Here is a 15,116-nt window from a genome sequence, read left to right as displayed (position 1 = left end):
CCCGGCAATGCGACCGATGTTCGCGCCGAAAATCCTCGTCATTCCGGGTTCGCTTCGCACCGGATCGCACAATGCGAGATCCCAATCAGCTTGCGCTGTCGTTCGCCGGCGACGCCTATGACGACATGGAACGGCTGAAGCATCCGGCCGACGCCGATGCGCTGAAAGGCGACGGTGCGCCAGTTGATATCGGCCGGGACCACGCGGTGAGATGAACTGAAGGGACGGCGATCGTCTGATCACCGCGCTTGATGCGACCGGCATTGCCGACGCCGCTTTCGCTCGCCGGAATACCAGACGGCGATCATGGCTCGCACGCCGCATTCCAAAGACGGGATTGGGATCGTCGAGCCTTACGACGTCCCTCAACCCGGCGCGCGGGCCGATGCGGAGCCTGATCGGTTGCCGGGAAACGCAGCCCCCGCTATACCCGGAGAGTATTTTGAGGACTCGGTCGTGGCCGGCATGCGTTTGATTGTTGCAGGAGCAGGCGGCCGGATGGGCCGCGCATTGGTGCGCGCGATAGCGGAAACCGGTGGTGCGGTGCTGGCGGGCGCGCTCGAGTCGCCGGGCTCCGAGTTGATCGGAAAAGATGCCGGTGTTCTGGCCGGCCTTCCCGCCAACGGAATCGAAGTATCGGCAGATCTCTGGTCGCTGTCGGCGAATGCCGACGGTATCCTGGATTTTACGGTTCCGGCCGCGACCATCGCGAATGTTGCCATCGCCGCCGAGCGCAGACTGGTTCATGTCATCGGCACCACCGGCCTGTCGGCTTCGGATATGGCGGTGATCAAGAGCGTGACCTCGCGCACGGTTGTCGTGCAGTCGGGCAATATGAGTCTGGGCGTCAATCTGCTCGCCGCGCTGGTGAAGCGGATGGCGCAATCACTGGATGAGAGTTTCGATATCGAAATTCTTGAAATGCATCATAGGGCCAAGATCGACGCGCCCTCCGGCACGGCGCTGATGTTGGGGCAGGCGGCGGCCGACGGCCGCAAGATCGTGCTGGATCAACACGCGGTCCGTGGACGCGACGGGTTCACCGGCGCCCGCAAATCGGGCGATATCGGTTTTGCCTCGCTCCGCGGCGGCACCGTGTCCGGAGATCATAGCGTCATCTTCGCGGGTCCGTCTGAGCGCATAACGTTGTCTCATCATGCCGAAGACCGGATGATTTTCGCGCACGGTGCGTTGAAGGCCGCGAAGTGGGCGCACGGCAAGACACCCGGCCTCTATTCGATGGCCGACGTGCTCGGGCTGGGCGACATCTAATGGAGTGAATTTGACATTCGCGACCCACTTGGCCGCGAGCTTCTGGACGCGAATATCAAATTCAAAACTCCACCAGCAACTTATATTTGCTAGTGGTCCTTCGACGCCGACATTCGCAAGAGGCCCGCTGAAACGGGATGCGAATGTTATAGCGTTTTCGAGCGAAGTGGATACCGGTTCGCGTCAAGAAAACGCGTCAAATCAAAATCATAGAGCCCCGCTTCTGATTCCATCAGAAGCGAAAAGGCTCTAGAAGCGGACCACTAGCATTTGCGGCTTTCGGAATTGAAAAAGCGGGAACAGGCAGAATGAGCGAACGTCTTCTGGTGCTCGTGCGTCACGGCCAGAGCGAATGGAATCTGAAGAACCTGTTCACGGGCTGGAAGGATCCGGATCTGACCGAGCTTGGTGTGACCGAGGCGAAAGATGCAGGACGCAAGCTGAAGGCGCAGGGCTTTGCGTTCGACATAGCCTTTACCTCGGTGTTGATCCGTGCCGAGCACACGCTCGATCTCGTGCTGGCGGAATTGGGCCAGACCGGAATTCCGGTCAGGAAAGATCAGGCGTTGAACGAACGGGATTACGGCGATCTTTCTGGTCTCAACAAGGATGAGGCCCGCAAGAAATGGGGCGAAGAACAGGTGCTGATCTGGCGCCGCTCGTATGACGTGCCACCACCCGGCGGCGAGAGTTTGAAGGATACGCTGGCGCGCACGCTGCCGTACTTCGTGCAGGAAATCTTGCCGTGCGTGCTGCGCGGCGAGTGCACGCTCGTCGCGGCGCACGGCAATTCGCTGCGCGCGCTTGTCATGGTGCTGGAAAAACTGTCGCCCGAGCAGATTCTCAAGCGCGAACTTGCGACCGGTGCGCCCGTGATCTATCGGCTGAACCCCGATGCGACCGTGGCCTCGAAGCTTGATCTGGCGGCCTGAAAAGCTTTCAGTCGAGGCCGACCTGCCCGGCTTCCCAACCCAGTATCGCCTGCTTGCGGGTGATTCCCCAGTGATACCCGGTCAGTGCGCCGCTCTTGCCGATCACGCGATGGCAGGGAACGACGAACGACACGGGGTTCTTGCCGACCGCGGAGCCGACGGCGCGCGAGGCTTTCGGGCGGTCTATGTTGGCGGCGATGCCTGAATAGGTCGCGGCGTTGCCCATGGGAATTCTGAGCAGGGTCTCCCAGACCCGCACCTCGAAATCCGTCCCGATCAGAACCACACGCAACGGCTGATCCGGCCGCCAGAGTTTTGTATCGAACACGCGCTGCGCAAGCGCCGCCGTTCCGGCATGATCCTCGACATAAGTTGCGTTGGGCCAGCGCCGTTTCATATCGGCCAGCGCGGTCTGCTCCTCGCCGGCGTCGGCGAAAGCGAGTCCCGCGAGGCCGCGGCTGCTGGCGATCACAATCGCGGTGCCGAACGGCGAGGGGTGGAAGCCGAAAGCCAGTCTTGTGCCGGCGCCGCCGTTCTTCCATTCGCCGGGGGACATCGCCTCATGCGTGACAAACAGGTCGTGCAGGCGGCCCGGACCCGAGAGGCCGGAGTCGAGGGCGGCGTCGAGCACGCTGGCGGACTTGCGCAATAGCCCCCTGGCGTGGTCGAGCGTCAGCGCCTGCATGAAGGCTTTCGGCGTCAGGCCCGCCCAGCGGCGGAAAAGATGATGCAGTTCATCCGGCGTCACCGCGGCGGCGTCGGCCATCGCTGCGATGGTCGGCTGCGTGCGCCAATTTTCCGAGATGAAAGCGATCGCGCGCCGCACCGTATCGTAGTCGCGCAACGCCGCACTCTGCGCGCCCGGCTGTGTGAGGCGCGCATCATTCAGAGCAAGACTTTTTGCAAACGTCATCATAACCGACTGTAGGACGGCTGCTGTGTCGCAGCCACCCGATTTCCGGGACGGCTTCAAGTGAGCGGATTGTAGGTCGGGCCACGTTTCGCGAGTTGGAGCGCTGCCGATAAAGCTTCGACAAAACTTAATTTCTCGTCCGGACCAAGAAAACTCGCGATCGAGATCCGGCGGCCGCGCGAAACCAGATAGAGCCGCTCAATGCCATACTCCTCGTGGATTTTCTGGTCGAGTTGCACCCAGAGCGGGTTCGAAACCCACTCGACGATATGACCGCGGTGACTGGTGCGGCGCACCCGCAACTCGAAATGGGTGATAAAAATTTCCTCGGTGGCTCTCGCCCGCAGGAAATTGATCCGGAACGCCCAATAGATCATGAAAGCGTCGAGGCCGAAAAACAGAAACACCGGCCAGGCGCCCATCATCAGGAACACCATCCCTGCGACAAAGCTCGCCACGGTCACGATCGTCATCAGCACCATGAAACCGGCTCGAGTCAACGAGCGGTGCGGCGTCAGAAGCGCGGAAAAAAGCGTCTGCTCCATAAGTTCCGGACTGGTCGGGTTATTGTCTAATGTCATTGGAAGTCACTATACCACGATTATGTCGAAAAACACCCGCCGCACCTTTGCAACGCTGAAGTCCGCTCGCGTCGGGACCGCCGCCAAGCGGCCCGCCAGGCCGGCACGCGGGTCGGCGGCTCTCCCACCGCCCCCGCCGCCTCTCAGGCCCTGGACGGGGGCCGAAATCCGGGAAGCCTTCGCGCGGTTCCGCAACGCCAATCCCGAGCCGAAAGGCGAACTCGAGCATCTCAACCCCTATACGCTGCTGGTCGCGGTGGTGCTGTCCGCGCAGGCGACCGATGCCGGTGTCAACAAGGCGACCCGCGCCCTGTTCGCGGTCGCCGATACGCCCGCCAGGATGCTGGCGCTCGGCGAGGAGAAGGTCCGCGATACCATCAAGACCATCGGGCTCTACCGCAACAAGGCGAGGAACATCATCGCGCTGTCGGAAAAACTGCTTGCGGATTTCAATGGCGAAGTCCCGCGCAGCCGTGCCGGAATCGAATCGCTGCCCGGCGCGGGCCGCAAGACCGCAAACGTCGTGCTCAATATGGCGTTCGGGGAGCACACCATGGCGGTTGACACCCATGTCTTTCGTGTCGGCAATCGCACCGGCATGGCGCCGGGCAAGACGCCGCTCGAGGTTGAACTCGGACTTGAGCGCGTGATCCCGGACGAGTTCATGCTGCATGCGCATCACTGGCTAATCCTGCACGGACGCTACACCTGCCTGGCGCGATCGCCGCGCTGCGCGGTGTGCCTGATCAACGACCTGTGCCGCTGGCCGGAAAAAACGATCTAAAGCCCGATCGTTCATCCATCGTTTCCGCGAAGCCGGGAGCGATAACCCCGGCCCGCTCGCTGCGGAAGACTTTCGTACCATAGGAAACGCGAGTACCGCGCATGGGTTCCAGCGCCGCACCACTTACTGCAAAACAAAAAGGCTCCGGTCGAAACCGGAGCCTTTGGTCGGCTGCAATAAAGAAGCTGACGCTTACTTGTCGGTGCGCTGCTTCAGCGCGGTGCCGAGGATGTCGCCCAGCGTCGCGCCCGAATCGGAGGAGCCGTATTGCGCAATGGCTTCCTTCTCTTCGGCGACTTCAAGCGCCTTGATCGAGACCTGCACCTTGCGGGCCTTCCTGTCGAACTGGATGACGCGGGCATCGACCTTCTCGCCGACGGCGAAACGCTCGCTGCGCTGGTCGTTGCGGTCGCGCGCCAGTTCCGAGCGCTTGATGAAGGTCTGGAACTCGGTGCCGGCGATCTGCACCTCGATGCCGCCGTCCTTGATTTCCAACACCTCGCAGGTCACGACCGCGCCCTTCTTGACGTCGCCCGGCTCGGCGAACGGGTCGCCTTCGAGCTGCTTGACGCCGAGCGAGATGCGCTCCTTCTCGACGTCGACGTCGAGCACGACGGCCTTGACCATGTCGCCGCGCTTGAAGTTGTCGATGACCTGCTCGCCGGGCTGTTTCCAGTCGAGGTCGGAGAGATGGACCATGCCGTCAACGTCGCCCTCAAGGCCGAGGAACAGGCCGAACTCGGTTTTGTTCTTGACCTCGCCCTCCACGGTCGAACCGACCGGGTGCTTCTCGACGAACGCTTCCCACGGGTTGCGCATGGTCTGCTTGAGGCCGAGCGAAATCCGGCGCTTGACGCTGTCGACCTCGAGTACCTGCACCTCGACTTCCTGCGAGGTCGAGACGATCTTGCCGGGGTGCATGTTCTTCTTGGTCCACGACATCTCGGAAACGTGGATCAGGCCCTCGATGCCCGGCTCCAGTTCGACGAACGCGCCGTAGTCGGTGATGTTGGTGACGCGGCCGGTGTAGCGGGCGTTGAGCGGATACTTCGCCTCGATCCCCTGCCACGGATCGTCGAGGAGCTGCTTCATGCCGAGCGAGATGCGGTGGGTCTCGTGGTTGATCTTGATGATCTTGACCTTCACCGTCTGGCCGATGGCCAGCACCTCGGTCGGATGGTTGACGCGGCGCCAGGCGATGTCGGTGACGTGCAACAGGCCGTCGATGCCACCGAGATCGACGAACGCGCCGTAGTCGGTGATGTTCTTGACGACGCCGTCGATCACCTGACCCTCTTCGAGGTTCTGCACCAGTTCCTGGCGCTGCTCGGCGCGGGTCTCTTCCAGAACCGTGCGGCGGGAGACGACGATGTTGCCGCGGCGGCGATCCATCTTGAGGATCTGGAACGGCTGGGTGTTGTTCATCAGCGGGCCGACGTCGCGGATCGGGCGGATGTCCACCTGCGAGCGCGGCAGGAAGGCCACCGCTCCGTCGAGATCGACGGTGAAGCCGCCCTTGACCTGATTGAAGATGACGCCGTGGACCTTCTCGTTGTTCTGGAACGCCTTTTCGAGCTTGCCCCAGCTCTCCTCGCGGCGCGCCTTGTCGCGCGACAGCACGGCCTCGCCGAGCGCGTTCTCGATGCGATCGAGGAACACCTCGACCTCGTCGCCGACCTTCAGGGAATTCTCGCGGCCGGGTCCGGCGAATTCGCGCAGCGCCACGCGGCCTTCGGTCTTGAGGCCGACGTCGATGACGGCCATGTCCTTCTCGATCGCAACCACCTTGCCCTTGATGACGGAGCTTTCCTGCAGGCTGCCGCCGGCGAAGGACTCATCGAGCATCGCGGCGAAATCGTCGCGGGACGGGTTGTAGGTATCAGTCGAAGCCATTTGTTCTCCAATGCGGGATACTTGCCGGCTGTTCGGGTTGATGGGCGTATCGCGCGGGAAGGGTCAGGGGTCCGCAATCCTGACGACCGTCGTGCGGGAACATGCAACAATGGGCCGGCAGCAAGCCTTCACGCTCGAAACGTTGATGTGGTCCGGGGTCTTTCAGGCGCGATCGACCGCAGAACGATCGACATCGAGACTGAGCGGACGTTCCTCCAATGACGGCGGGAGTTTGAAACTCCGGCCGGCCCGCTCGGGCGGTCTCGACACTATCGGTGATGGCCCGGACGCGCAGGATATAACGGCCAAGCGCCACTGCGGCAAGCCCGGAATCCGCGTCCCGCAGCGTCGTGATGGCGCGGACAGTCTTAAAAGTCCCGATTTCCCGGTGATTCCGTCAAAACCGGAATAGCGCTAGCGGGCCGCCTTCACCGCCTCGACGATGGCGATGGCGGCTTTCAGGCCGGCCTCGATGTCGAGGTTGGAATTATCCAGCACATGGGCGTCGGCGGCCGCCTTCAGCGGCGCGATGGACCGGTTGCGGTCGCGTTCGTCGCGCTTGAGGATATCCGCCAGAACCACCGCCTCGTCGGCGTCCTCGCCGCGCGAGCGCGCCTCCAGCGTACGCCGCCGGGCCCGCACGACCGGATCGGCCACCACGAAAATCTTCACGTCGGCATCGGGACAGATCACGGTGCCGATGTCGCGGCCGTCGAGCACCGCGCCCGGCGGTTCGGCGGCGAACTGGCGCTGGAACGTCAGCAGCGCCTCGCGCACCCGGGGAAACGCCGACACCACCGAGGCGACCTCGCCGACTGTCTGGGTTTTCAGGGCCGGATGGCCGAATTTTTCCGGATCGAGCTCAAGCGCGGCCGCGACCGCGAGCGCCTCGTCGGCCGGGTCCGCGCCGGCGTCGAGCAGGGCCTTGGCAACCGCGCGATAGATCACCCCGGTATCGAGATGGCGAAAGTGATAGTGATGCGCCAGCCGCTTGCCGAGCGTGCCTTTCCCCGATGCTGCAGGTCCGTCGATGGCGATGATCATGTGAAATCCGCTCCCAGCCGCCGCATCATCGGCACGAAATCCGGAAAGCTCGTGGCGATGAAGGCGGTGTCGTCGACCTTGACCGGCGCATCCGACGCGCAGCCCATCGCCAGCGCCGACATCGCGATGCGATGATCCATGTGAGTGGCGACCAGACCGCCGCCGGGCACGCGGCCGCGGCCCTCGACGATCAGGTCGTCGCCGGCGATCTCGACCGCGACGCCGTTGACGCGCAGCATGGCGGCGGCGGCTTCGAGGCGATCGGATTCCTTGACGCGCAATTCGTGCAAACCGCGCATCACGGTGGTGCCTTCGGCAAACGCAGCCGCGACCGCGAGCACGAGATATTCGTCGATCATCGACGGCGCGCGCGCGGCCGGCACCTCGACGCCGCGCAGCTTCGAGGCGCGCACCCGCAGTTGCGCCATCGGTTCGCCGGCATCAAGGCGCGTCTCGCTCTCCTCGATCGAGGCGCCCATCTCGCGCAGCGTGGCCAACAGGCCGGTTCGCAACGGGTTGGTCATGACGTCGGTCAGCACGATGTCGGAGCCTGCGGTGATCAGCGCGGCGACGATCGGAAACGCCGCCGACGACGGGTCGGCCGGCACCGTGACGGCGGCGCCGTGCAGTTCGGGCTGTCCGGTTAACGAGATTTTGCGCCCGTGTGCGCCGTCGGACACGGAAACGATGTCCGCGCCAAAATGCTTCAGCATCAGCTCGGTGTGGTCGCGGCTGGCCTCGCTCTCGATGACGGTGGTGATGCCCGGCGCCGACAATCCCGCCAGCAGCACCGCCGACTTGATCTGCGCCGATGCGACCGGGGTGCGGTACACGATCGGCAGCGGATCGCGCGCGCCCTGCAACGACAACGGCAGCCGGCCGCCGTCGCTTTGCGAGACCACCCGCGCGCCCATCAGTTCCAGCGGATCGAGAATGCGCCGCATCGGCCGCGAGCGCAGCGAGCCGTCGCCATCGAAGGTCGCGACTATCGGGCAACCGGCCACCGCGCCCATCACCAGGCGGCATCCGGTGCCGGAATTGCCGAAATCGAGCGGCGCGTCGGGCGGCGCGAACCCGCTTGTGCCGACGCCGCGCACCGACCAGACGATCCCGCTTTTGTCGCCGGTCCGCCGCTCGACCTTTGCCCCCAGCGCCCGCATCGCCTTGGCGGTGTTGAGTACGTCCTCGCCCTCGAGAAGCCCCGCGATTCGGGTTTCCCCGACCGCCAGCGCGCCCAGAATCAGGGCCCGGTGAGAGATCGACTTGTCGCCCGGCACCCGGACGCGTCCGGTCAGGGACTGGCATTTTCGCGCCTCGAGCGGCGCCGGCTGGCCGGAATGAGTCAAGAGTGCGGGTTCCTTTGTCGGCGGCTGGTATCACAGGGGCGTCGGCGCGTCACGCCTTCGGCTTCGTCTGCAAAGCGCTATTGACAGGGCCGTCCCAACTAGCCAAGTGAAGCACCGCTTTTCAAGAAATCCCAGGATTCCACACGTGGCCAAATCCGAGCTCGGAACCAAGCGCATTTGCCCGACGACCGGCAAGAAGTTCTACGATCTGAACAAGACCCCGGTGATCTCGCCCTACACCGGCGAGGTCGTACCGATCGTCGTGGCGCCGGTCCGGGTCCCCCGCGGCGAGGCCGCCCGCGCCGCCGCTGCCACGGCTTCCGCGTCCGATGCGCCGCCGGAGCCCGCCGAAGCCGAAGGGCTGGTCTCGCTGGAGGAGGCCGACGCCGAGGAGAATACCGGCAAGGTCAAGAAGGCCGTCGTCCCGGAGTCCGAGGATGATATCGAGGTCGACGACACCCTCGACGATGACGAGGACGATGACTCCACCTTTATCGCCGACGAGGAAGAGGGCGATGAGGACGTGACCAACATCATCGGCGACGTCGGAGACGACGAGGAGACTTGAGATCGGCCCTGAACTGTGGTCAGGGTCTTTGAGACCGCGCCGCACTGATCTGGTGCGGATAGGTCTAGAGCGGGATGAGGAAAAGTGTGTAGCGGTTTTCCGCCCGCATCCCGCTCTAAAATATTGAACTCGATCACGTTCATGATTTTGGATCGGTTCGATCCAAAATCATCGTGATCTAGGGGCCATAGCTCAGCTGGGAGAGCGCTTGCATGGCATGCAAGAGGTCGGCGGTTCGATCCCGCCTGGCTCCACCACGCCCCCACCCGATCTTTCAAGACATTGAAGATCTTTCAAGACATTGAATTTGGCCGCAAACGGCTTGTTTCCTGAGCCGATTTCAAAGCGTTGGACGGCCGGACAGCTTGAACCGCGCGAAAATCATCGCCATATTTGACCTGACCGGCTGGGCCACCAGATGGTCAAAGCGGGGTGCCGCAAGGGCCCCAATTCAAAGTCGCTTCGAGAGGACTTTGTGAAATGTCTCGTGTTCCTTCGTTGTCCAGTCCGTTCCTTTTGGGATTCGACGAGATCGAGCGTGCGCTCGACCGCGTCGTCAAAGGCGCCGACGGCTATCCTCCCTACAACATCGAGCGGTGCGACCGGAACAACGGTGAGCCCGAGCGCCTGCGGATCACGCTGGCGGTAGCTGGATTCACCCGCGACCAACTCGATGTAACCATTGAGGAAAATCAGCTCGTCATCCGCGGCCGGCAGCAGGACGACAAGACCCGGCAATACATCCATCGCGGCATTGCCGCGCGCCACTTCCAGCGCACCTTCGTGCTGGCGGAGGGGATGTTGGTGCTGGGCGCGGACCTGAAAAACGGGCTATTGTCCGTCGATCTGGCCAGGCCGGAACCTGAAAGGGTCGTTAAGACAATCGCGATCAATGAACACGAATAATGCATGGCCGGGATTTTCCGACCAAGGCCACGCATCCGGGTACAACGAGTAGCGGACTCGACCGCTTAGTCTAGCAGAAGGAGTCGAGACCATGAGTGAAGTGATTTCCACGTTCCGACCCGAAGACGTCTCGATCGAGACGCTGGCGCAGCTCGGCGAAGGCCATATCGCCTATGTGAAGCAGGTCCGTTCCGAGGACGTGCCGGACCTGTTTCCGCAGGCCCCAAAAATCGCGCCCGGCCTGATGCTGTTCGCGCTGCATGCCGCCGACGGCACGCCGATCATGCTCACCGATTCGCGCGAGGCCGCGGTCGCGAGCGCCTGGAGCAACGAGTTGCAGGCCGTCAGCGTGCATTAGCGCGTATTCCGCAAAAGTGGATACCGGTTTTGCGATCAGAATACGCGCAAGACATCGGTCGCGAGAGGCGCGCCATCGCGCGACAGAGTTAGCGAAAAAGCGGCGGCGCGTCGGGCGCTGCCGCTTTTTCGTTTACGCCCCGCCGGTCGGCGGGTTGCATTTGACCTTGAGCGGCGGGCCTGTATGGTCGCGCCAACCCATTGAACCTTCGGGAAAACCCCATGCCCGCCTATCGCTCCCGCACCTCCACCCACGGCCGCAACATGGCCGGCGCCCGCGGCCTGTGGCGCGCCACCGGCATGAAGAACGAGGACTTCGGCAAGCCGATCATCGCCGTGGTCAACTCCTTCACCCAGTTCGTGCCCGGCCACGTCCACCTCAAGGATCTCGGCCAGCTCGTGGCGCGCGAGATCGAAAAGGCCGGCGGCGTCGCCAAGGAATTCCATACTATCGCGGTGGATGACGGCATCGCCATGGGCCACGACGGCATGCTCTACAGCCTGCCCTCGCGCGAGGTCATCGCCGACAGCGTCGAATACATGGTCAACGCGCATTGCGCCGACGCCATGGTCTGCATCTCCAATTGCGACAAGATCACGCCCGGCATGCTGATGGCGTCGCTGCGCCTCAACATTCCATCGGTGTTCGTCTCCGGAGGCCCGATGGAATCGGGCAAGGTCACGCTCAACGGCAAGATCAGGTCGGTCGACCTGATCGACGCCATGGTCGCCGCCGCCGATGACAGCGTGAGCGATGCCGATGTCGAGGCGATCGAGCGCTCCGCGTGTCCGACCTGCGGTTCGTGCTCGGGCATGTTCACCGCCAACTCGATGAACTGCCTGACCGAGGCGCTCGGCCTCGCATTGCCCGGCAATGGCTCGGTGCTCGCCACCCACGCCGACCGCAAGGGCCTGTTCATCGAAGCCGGCCACCTGATCGTCGATCTGGCGCGGCGCTATTACGAGCAGGATGATGAGAGCGCTCTGCCGCGTTCGATCGCGAGCTTCAAGGCGTTCGAGAACGCGATGACGCTCGACATCTCGATGGGCGGCTCCACCAACACCGTGCTGCATCTGCTCGCCGCCGCTTATGAGGGCGAAGTGCCGTTCACGATGAAGGATATCGACCGGCTGTCGCGCCATGTGCCGGTGTTGTGCAAGGTCGCGCCCTCAGTGGCGGATGTGCATCTGGAAGACGTGCATCGCGCCGGCGGCATCATGGCCATCCTCGGCGAACTCGATCGCGCGGGCCTGATCGACGCCAGCCTGCCGACGGTTCACAGCGCCTCCATGAAGGACGCGCTGGAACGCTGGGACATCAAGCGGACAAAAAGCGACAGCGTGCGCAGTTTCTATATGGCCGCGCCGGGCGGCGTGCGAACCGAAGTCGCGTTCAGTCAGGACAGGCGCTTCGAGGAGCTCGACGCCGACCGCAGCTCTGGCTGCATCCGCGACGCCGAGCACGCCTTCTCGAAGGACGGCGGCCTCGCCGTGCTCTACGGCAACATCGCGCGCGACGGCTGCATTGTGAAGACCGCCGGCGTCGACGACAGCATTCTGAAGTTCTCCGGCCCCGCGCGCATCTTTGAGAGCCAGGACGCCGCGGTGGACGCCATCCTCACCAACAGGATCAAGCCGGGCGACGTGGTGCTGATCCGCTACGAGGGACCGCGCGGCGGTCCCGGTATGCAGGAAATGCTGTATCCGACCAGCTATCTGAAATCGAAGGGCCTCGGCAAGCAGTGTGCGCTGATCACCGACGGCCGATTCTCTGGCGGCTCGTCGGGCCTGTCGATCGGTCACGTCTCGCCGGAAGCGGCGGAGGGCGGCGCGATCGGTCTCGTCGAGGAAGGCGACCGCATCGCGTTCGACATTCCCAACCGCACGGTGCATCTCGACGTCAGCGACGCCGAGCTCGAGCGCCGCCGCGCCGCGATGGAGGCGAAGGGCGACAAGGCGTGGAAGCCGGCGCCGCGCAAGCGCCGCGTGACGATGGCGCTGAAGGCCTACGCCGCTCATGCCACCAGCGCCGCGCTCGGCGCCGTGCGGGTGGTGAAGGATTAGATCACGATGATTTTGGATCGAATCGATCCAAAATCATCGTGATCGATTCCAATATTTTGAGAAGCGGGATGCGGGTGGAAAACCGCTACACACTTTTCCTCATCCCGCCCTATAGCGTTTTCGAGCGAAGTGGATACCGGTTCGCGTGAAGAAAACGCGTCAAATCAAAATCATAGAGCCTCGCTTCTGATTCCATCAGAAGCGAAAAGGCTCTAGTCTAGACCGAACGCATTCATTCAGACGTCATTGCGAGCGAAGCGAAGCAATCCAGTTCTTCCTTCTGGTCTTTCTGGATTGCTTCGGCACCAGGCGCCTCGCAATGATGGTATCTTGATTCCGTTTAAATGGTTCTCGTCCCGGCTGCTCCGCCGAGCAATTGCGCTGCCGAGCAATCCGACCTCTCTCCAGTGGGAGAGGTGAAGAGGCAATGGTCTCTGTTCCGTGAAGATTGAGAACCGCTCAATCCCACAGCCCGTATTTGGGCCACTTCGATTTCGGGATCACTGCGCCGACGCGATAGGTGAACGACAGCACGTCGAGATGGTCGGGCGACCCCTTGCATTTGAACGAGAACGCATACCATTTCCCGCCGCTGCGGAATGCGCCGCCGCTGGCAACGATGGTGTCGCCGTGATGCCGTGGTGGGGAAATGACGTTGGATTTGGCGCGATCCGGTTTCGGAAGCTTTCCGCTCTTGCCGATGTGTTTGACGGCCGCGAGGTCGCAGATCTGTTCCAGCCGCGTTTGCGGATCGAGTTTGCCGAGGCTTGCGATGAATCGCGGGTCCGTCGCGCCGGCCGGCGCCATGACGGTGAGAGCGAAGGCGCAGATCAGCAGGATGGATTTCGCGGACGGCATCATGGCTCCGAACAGATTGAGAGCGTTTTCAAGCGAAGCGGATACCGGGTCGCATGAAGAAAACGCGTCAGATCAAAATCATAGAGCCCCGCTTCTGATTCCATCAGAACTGAAATGGCTCTCGAACGATTGCGGTCCGGGCCGGTCCATGCTTGCGCGAAATCATAACGAGTAACCCGTCATCTCTCCCATTTGGGGAGCGCCCGCAATGCTCCGATGATCCGTTCCGTCGAAATGAGAATCGCCCTAATCCGCGCGATTCGCAACAGCTCAGGTCACTGTCGCCGGCGGCAGCGCCAGCACCGAGTAGATCGCCTGCGCATCGCGCGAGGCGCGCAGCTTGTTGGCGATGTCCTGATCGCGCAGCAGCCGCGCGATCCGCGCCAGCGCCTTCAGATGATCCGCACCGGCGCCCTCGGGCGCCAGCAACAGGAAAATCAGATCGACGGGCTGGCCATCCATTGCCTCGAAATCGATCGGGCGGTCGAGTCGTGCGAACAGGCCGAATATCTTGTCGAGTTTCTGCAGCTTGCCGTGTGGGATCGCGACGCCGTAGCCGACAGCCGTGGTTCCGAGCTTCTCGCGCCGTAACAGCACTTCGAAAATCGCGCGATCGTTCTGCCCGGTCAATTCAGCGGCGCGTGCAGCCAGTTCCTGCAGCGCCTGCTTCTTGCTGTTGACCTTCAATGCAGGAAGGATCGCCTCGGGTGCGACCAGATCAGTAATCATCATATCACGTTCCGAGGTGAGGTTTGCCGTCAGGGTTGCGGAAGACACGTCAGATACAGCAACAAGCGTAAGCCCTCATACGGGCGAACGCACATGGTTGGCGGTCCGCGGCCCTCCGGCCGGGAATGCCCGGGCTTATAGTCTAACGCAAGCCCAATGCCAATTCCTGAACTTTTGTCCCGGCCGGTGGAAAACCGATCCGGAAAGGTCGCGGACCATAGGGATCGCTGTTCCGGGCGTCAATGGCGGCTGGTCACGCAGAGCCGTTAACCGCCGGCGGGTCGATCCAGCCCACATTGCCGTCCGGCCTGCGATAGATCACGTTCACGCGGCCGCTGGAGCCATGCTGGAAAACCAGCACCGGCACGCCGGTGAAATCGAGTTCCATCACCGCTTCGCTGACCGAGAGCCGTCTCAGCGAGGTCGTGGCCTCCGCGATGATGACTGGATTGAAGGCGGTGACCTCGTCTTCGCCGTCCACGTTCGGCGCCTCGATGACGTAACTCGGCGCGTCGACCGCTTCCGTCACGGCGTGGATCTTGCGGGCCGAGCGATCCTTGAGGCGGCTCTTGTAGCGGCGCAGTCGCTTCTCGATCTGCAACAGCGCCTGATCGGCGCTCGCATAGGCATCCGCGGCATTGGATTCGGCTTCGAGCGTCACTCCGGAATCCAGATGCAGCGCGCAGTCGGTGCGGAATCCGAAGCCGTCCTTGCACAGCGTGATGTGGCCAGAATACGTTCCGTCAAAATATTTGCGGAGAACTTCGTCGGTGCGACTGTTGAGACGCCCGCGCAGCGCCTCGCCGACATTGATGCTCTTGCCCGAGATTCGAAGTGTCATGGCAGGCCTCATCCATCATGAGTAGGAA

16 protein-coding genes and 1 tRNA gene are annotated in these 15,116 nt (G+C 62.9%); 9 read left to right on the top strand and 8 right to left on the bottom strand.

Features of this window, described 5'->3' with window-relative positions:
* The first annotated feature begins 71 nt into the window (after positions 1 to 71).
* The 3 genes from V4R08_RS11270 (at position 72) to V4R08_RS11260 (ending at position 2,204) form a co-directional block, all read left to right on the top strand.
* Positions 72 to 215, top strand: a complete 144-nt coding sequence (locus tag V4R08_RS11270) for a hypothetical protein (RefSeq protein ID WP_335579436.1) — start codon at positions 72 to 74, stop codon at positions 213 to 215.
* 241 nt (positions 216 to 456) lie between these two features.
* Positions 457 to 1,272 carry a 4-hydroxy-tetrahydrodipicolinate reductase gene (gene dapB / locus V4R08_RS11265; RefSeq protein ID WP_335579435.1) on the top strand — a complete coding sequence of 272 codons (816 nt, stop codon included), beginning with the start codon at positions 457 to 459 and terminating at the stop codon, positions 1,270 to 1,272.
* A gap of 308 nt (positions 1,273 to 1,580) precedes the next feature.
* The gene (locus V4R08_RS11260) at positions 1,581 to 2,204 is read left to right on the top strand and encodes a 2,3-bisphosphoglycerate-dependent phosphoglycerate mutase (protein ID WP_335579434.1); all 624 of its coding nucleotides are present in this window, start codon (positions 1,581 to 1,583) and stop codon (positions 2,202 to 2,204) included.
* Between the two features lie 7 nt (positions 2,205 to 2,211).
* Here V4R08_RS11260 and V4R08_RS11255 read toward each other — a convergent pair whose 3' ends face one another.
* Complete coding sequence (locus V4R08_RS11255; protein WP_442935657.1) at positions 2,212 to 3,117, bottom strand: methylated-DNA--[protein]-cysteine S-methyltransferase; 906 nt, start codon at positions 3,115 to 3,117, stop codon at positions 2,212 to 2,214.
* Between the two features lie 56 nt (positions 3,118 to 3,173).
* Positions 3,174 to 3,698, bottom strand: a complete 525-nt coding sequence (locus V4R08_RS11250) for a DUF2244 domain-containing protein (protein WP_335579432.1) — start codon at positions 3,696 to 3,698, stop codon at positions 3,174 to 3,176.
* A gap of 22 nt (positions 3,699 to 3,720) precedes the next feature.
* On the opposite strand from V4R08_RS11250, the gene nth reads away from it, so the two are divergent.
* Positions 3,721 to 4,482, top strand: coding sequence for an endonuclease III (gene nth / locus V4R08_RS11245; protein ID WP_335579431.1), 762 nt, complete (start codon positions 3,721 to 3,723; stop codon positions 4,480 to 4,482).
* 192 nt (positions 4,483 to 4,674) lie between these two features.
* Here nth and rpsA read toward each other — a convergent pair whose 3' ends face one another.
* The 3 genes from rpsA to aroA form a co-directional block, all read right to left on the bottom strand.
* A complete protein-coding gene (gene rpsA, locus V4R08_RS11240) occupies positions 4,675 to 6,375 on the bottom strand; it encodes a 30S ribosomal protein S1 (protein ID WP_335579430.1) in 1,701 nt (566 codons plus the stop codon).
* Positions 6,376 to 6,789: 414 nt separating this feature from the next.
* On the bottom strand, positions 6,790 to 7,419 hold the full coding sequence (gene cmk / locus V4R08_RS11235) for a (d)CMP kinase (protein ID WP_335579429.1): 630 nt from the start codon (positions 7,417 to 7,419) through the stop codon (positions 6,790 to 6,792).
* On the bottom strand, positions 7,416 to 8,765 hold the full coding sequence (gene aroA, locus V4R08_RS11230) for a 3-phosphoshikimate 1-carboxyvinyltransferase (protein ID WP_335579428.1): 1,350 nt from the start codon (positions 8,763 to 8,765) through the stop codon (positions 7,416 to 7,418). Before aroA ends, cmk begins: the two co-directional genes overlap by 4 nt.
* Before the next feature lie 145 nt (positions 8,766 to 8,910).
* Here aroA and V4R08_RS11225 point away from each other — a divergent pair, with 145 nt between their 5' ends.
* The 5 genes from V4R08_RS11225 to ilvD all read left to right on the top strand — a co-directional run bounded on the left by V4R08_RS11225 (position 8,911) and on the right by ilvD (position 12,660).
* The gene (locus V4R08_RS11225; RefSeq protein ID WP_335579427.1) at positions 8,911 to 9,333 is read left to right on the top strand and encodes a TIGR02300 family protein; all 423 of its coding nucleotides are present in this window, start codon (positions 8,911 to 8,913) and stop codon (positions 9,331 to 9,333) included.
* Positions 9,334 to 9,514: 181 nt separating this feature from the next.
* Positions 9,515 to 9,590: transfer RNA gene (locus V4R08_RS11220), tRNA-Ala, on the top strand.
* A 223-nt stretch (positions 9,591 to 9,813) separates the two neighbouring features.
* Positions 9,814 to 10,239 (top strand): Hsp20 family protein, encoded by a 426-nt coding sequence (locus V4R08_RS11215; protein WP_335579426.1) that lies wholly within the window; start codon positions 9,814 to 9,816, stop codon positions 10,237 to 10,239.
* A 91-nt stretch (positions 10,240 to 10,330) separates the two neighbouring features.
* Positions 10,331 to 10,597, top strand: coding sequence for a BQ00720 family protein (locus V4R08_RS11210; protein ID WP_335579425.1), 267 nt, complete (start codon positions 10,331 to 10,333; stop codon positions 10,595 to 10,597).
* 221 nt (positions 10,598 to 10,818) lie between these two features.
* Complete coding sequence (ilvD, locus tag V4R08_RS11205; protein ID WP_335579424.1) at positions 10,819 to 12,660, top strand: dihydroxy-acid dehydratase; 1,842 nt, start codon at positions 10,819 to 10,821, stop codon at positions 12,658 to 12,660.
* Positions 12,661 to 13,119: 459 nt separating this feature from the next.
* Here the strand turns inward: ilvD and V4R08_RS11200 are convergent, their stop codons facing one another.
* The 3 genes from V4R08_RS11200 to hpf form a co-directional block, all read right to left on the bottom strand.
* Positions 13,120 to 13,518, bottom strand: a complete 399-nt coding sequence (locus V4R08_RS11200; protein WP_335579423.1) for a DUF930 domain-containing protein — start codon at positions 13,516 to 13,518, stop codon at positions 13,120 to 13,122.
* Positions 13,519 to 13,788: 270 nt separating this feature from the next.
* Positions 13,789 to 14,250 (bottom strand): PTS IIA-like nitrogen regulatory protein PtsN, encoded by a 462-nt coding sequence (gene ptsN / locus V4R08_RS11195; RefSeq protein ID WP_335579422.1) that lies wholly within the window; start codon positions 14,248 to 14,250, stop codon positions 13,789 to 13,791.
* Between the two features lie 250 nt (positions 14,251 to 14,500).
* Positions 14,501 to 15,088, bottom strand: coding sequence for a ribosome hibernation-promoting factor, HPF/YfiA family (gene hpf, locus V4R08_RS11190; protein ID WP_335579421.1), 588 nt, complete (start codon positions 15,086 to 15,088; stop codon positions 14,501 to 14,503).
* Positions 15,089 to 15,116 lie beyond the last annotated feature (28 nt).

The sequence above is a fragment of the Nitrobacter sp. NHB1 genome (assembly GCF_036964665.1).
GTDB lineage: Bacteria > Pseudomonadota > Alphaproteobacteria > Rhizobiales > Xanthobacteraceae > Nitrobacter.
The sequence above is the reverse complement of the archived record's forward strand: the minus strand, read 5'-3'. Positions and strand labels throughout refer to the sequence as shown.

Bases quoted from the DNA above. Each gene is read 5' to 3' on its own strand.
- cmk (WP_335579429.1), bottom strand. From the start codon at position 7,419: ATGATCATCGCCATCGACGGACCTGCAGCATCGGGGAAAGGCACGCTC.
- V4R08_RS11260 (WP_335579434.1), top strand. From the start codon at position 1,581: ATGAGCGAACGTCTTCTGGTGCTCGTGCGTCACGGCCAGAGCGAATGG.
- hpf (WP_335579421.1), bottom strand. From the start codon at position 15,088: ATGACACTTCGAATCTCGGGCAAGAGCATCAATGTCGGCGAGGCGCTG.
- V4R08_RS11255 (WP_442935657.1), bottom strand. From the start codon at position 3,117: ATGACGTTTGCAAAAAGTCTTGCTCTGAATGATGCGCGCCTCACACAG.
- rpsA (WP_335579430.1), bottom strand. From the start codon at position 6,375: ATGGCTTCGACTGATACCTACAACCCGTCCCGCGACGATTTCGCCGCG.
- nth (WP_335579431.1), top strand. From the start codon at position 3,721: ATGTCGAAAAACACCCGCCGCACCTTTGCAACGCTGAAGTCCGCTCGC.
- ilvD (WP_335579424.1), top strand. From the start codon at position 10,819: ATGCCCGCCTATCGCTCCCGCACCTCCACCCACGGCCGCAACATGGCC.
- V4R08_RS11215 (WP_335579426.1), top strand. From the start codon at position 9,814: ATGTCTCGTGTTCCTTCGTTGTCCAGTCCGTTCCTTTTGGGATTCGAC.
- V4R08_RS11250 (WP_335579432.1), bottom strand. From the start codon at position 3,698: ATGACATTAGACAATAACCCGACCAGTCCGGAACTTATGGAGCAGACG.
- V4R08_RS11210 (WP_335579425.1), top strand. From the start codon at position 10,331: ATGAGTGAAGTGATTTCCACGTTCCGACCCGAAGACGTCTCGATCGAG.
- ptsN (WP_335579422.1), bottom strand. From the start codon at position 14,250: ATGATGATTACTGATCTGGTCGCACCCGAGGCGATCCTTCCTGCATTG.
- V4R08_RS11200 (WP_335579423.1), bottom strand. From the start codon at position 13,518: ATGCCGTCCGCGAAATCCATCCTGCTGATCTGCGCCTTCGCTCTCACC.
- V4R08_RS11270 (WP_335579436.1), top strand. From the start codon at position 72: ATGCGAGATCCCAATCAGCTTGCGCTGTCGTTCGCCGGCGACGCCTAT.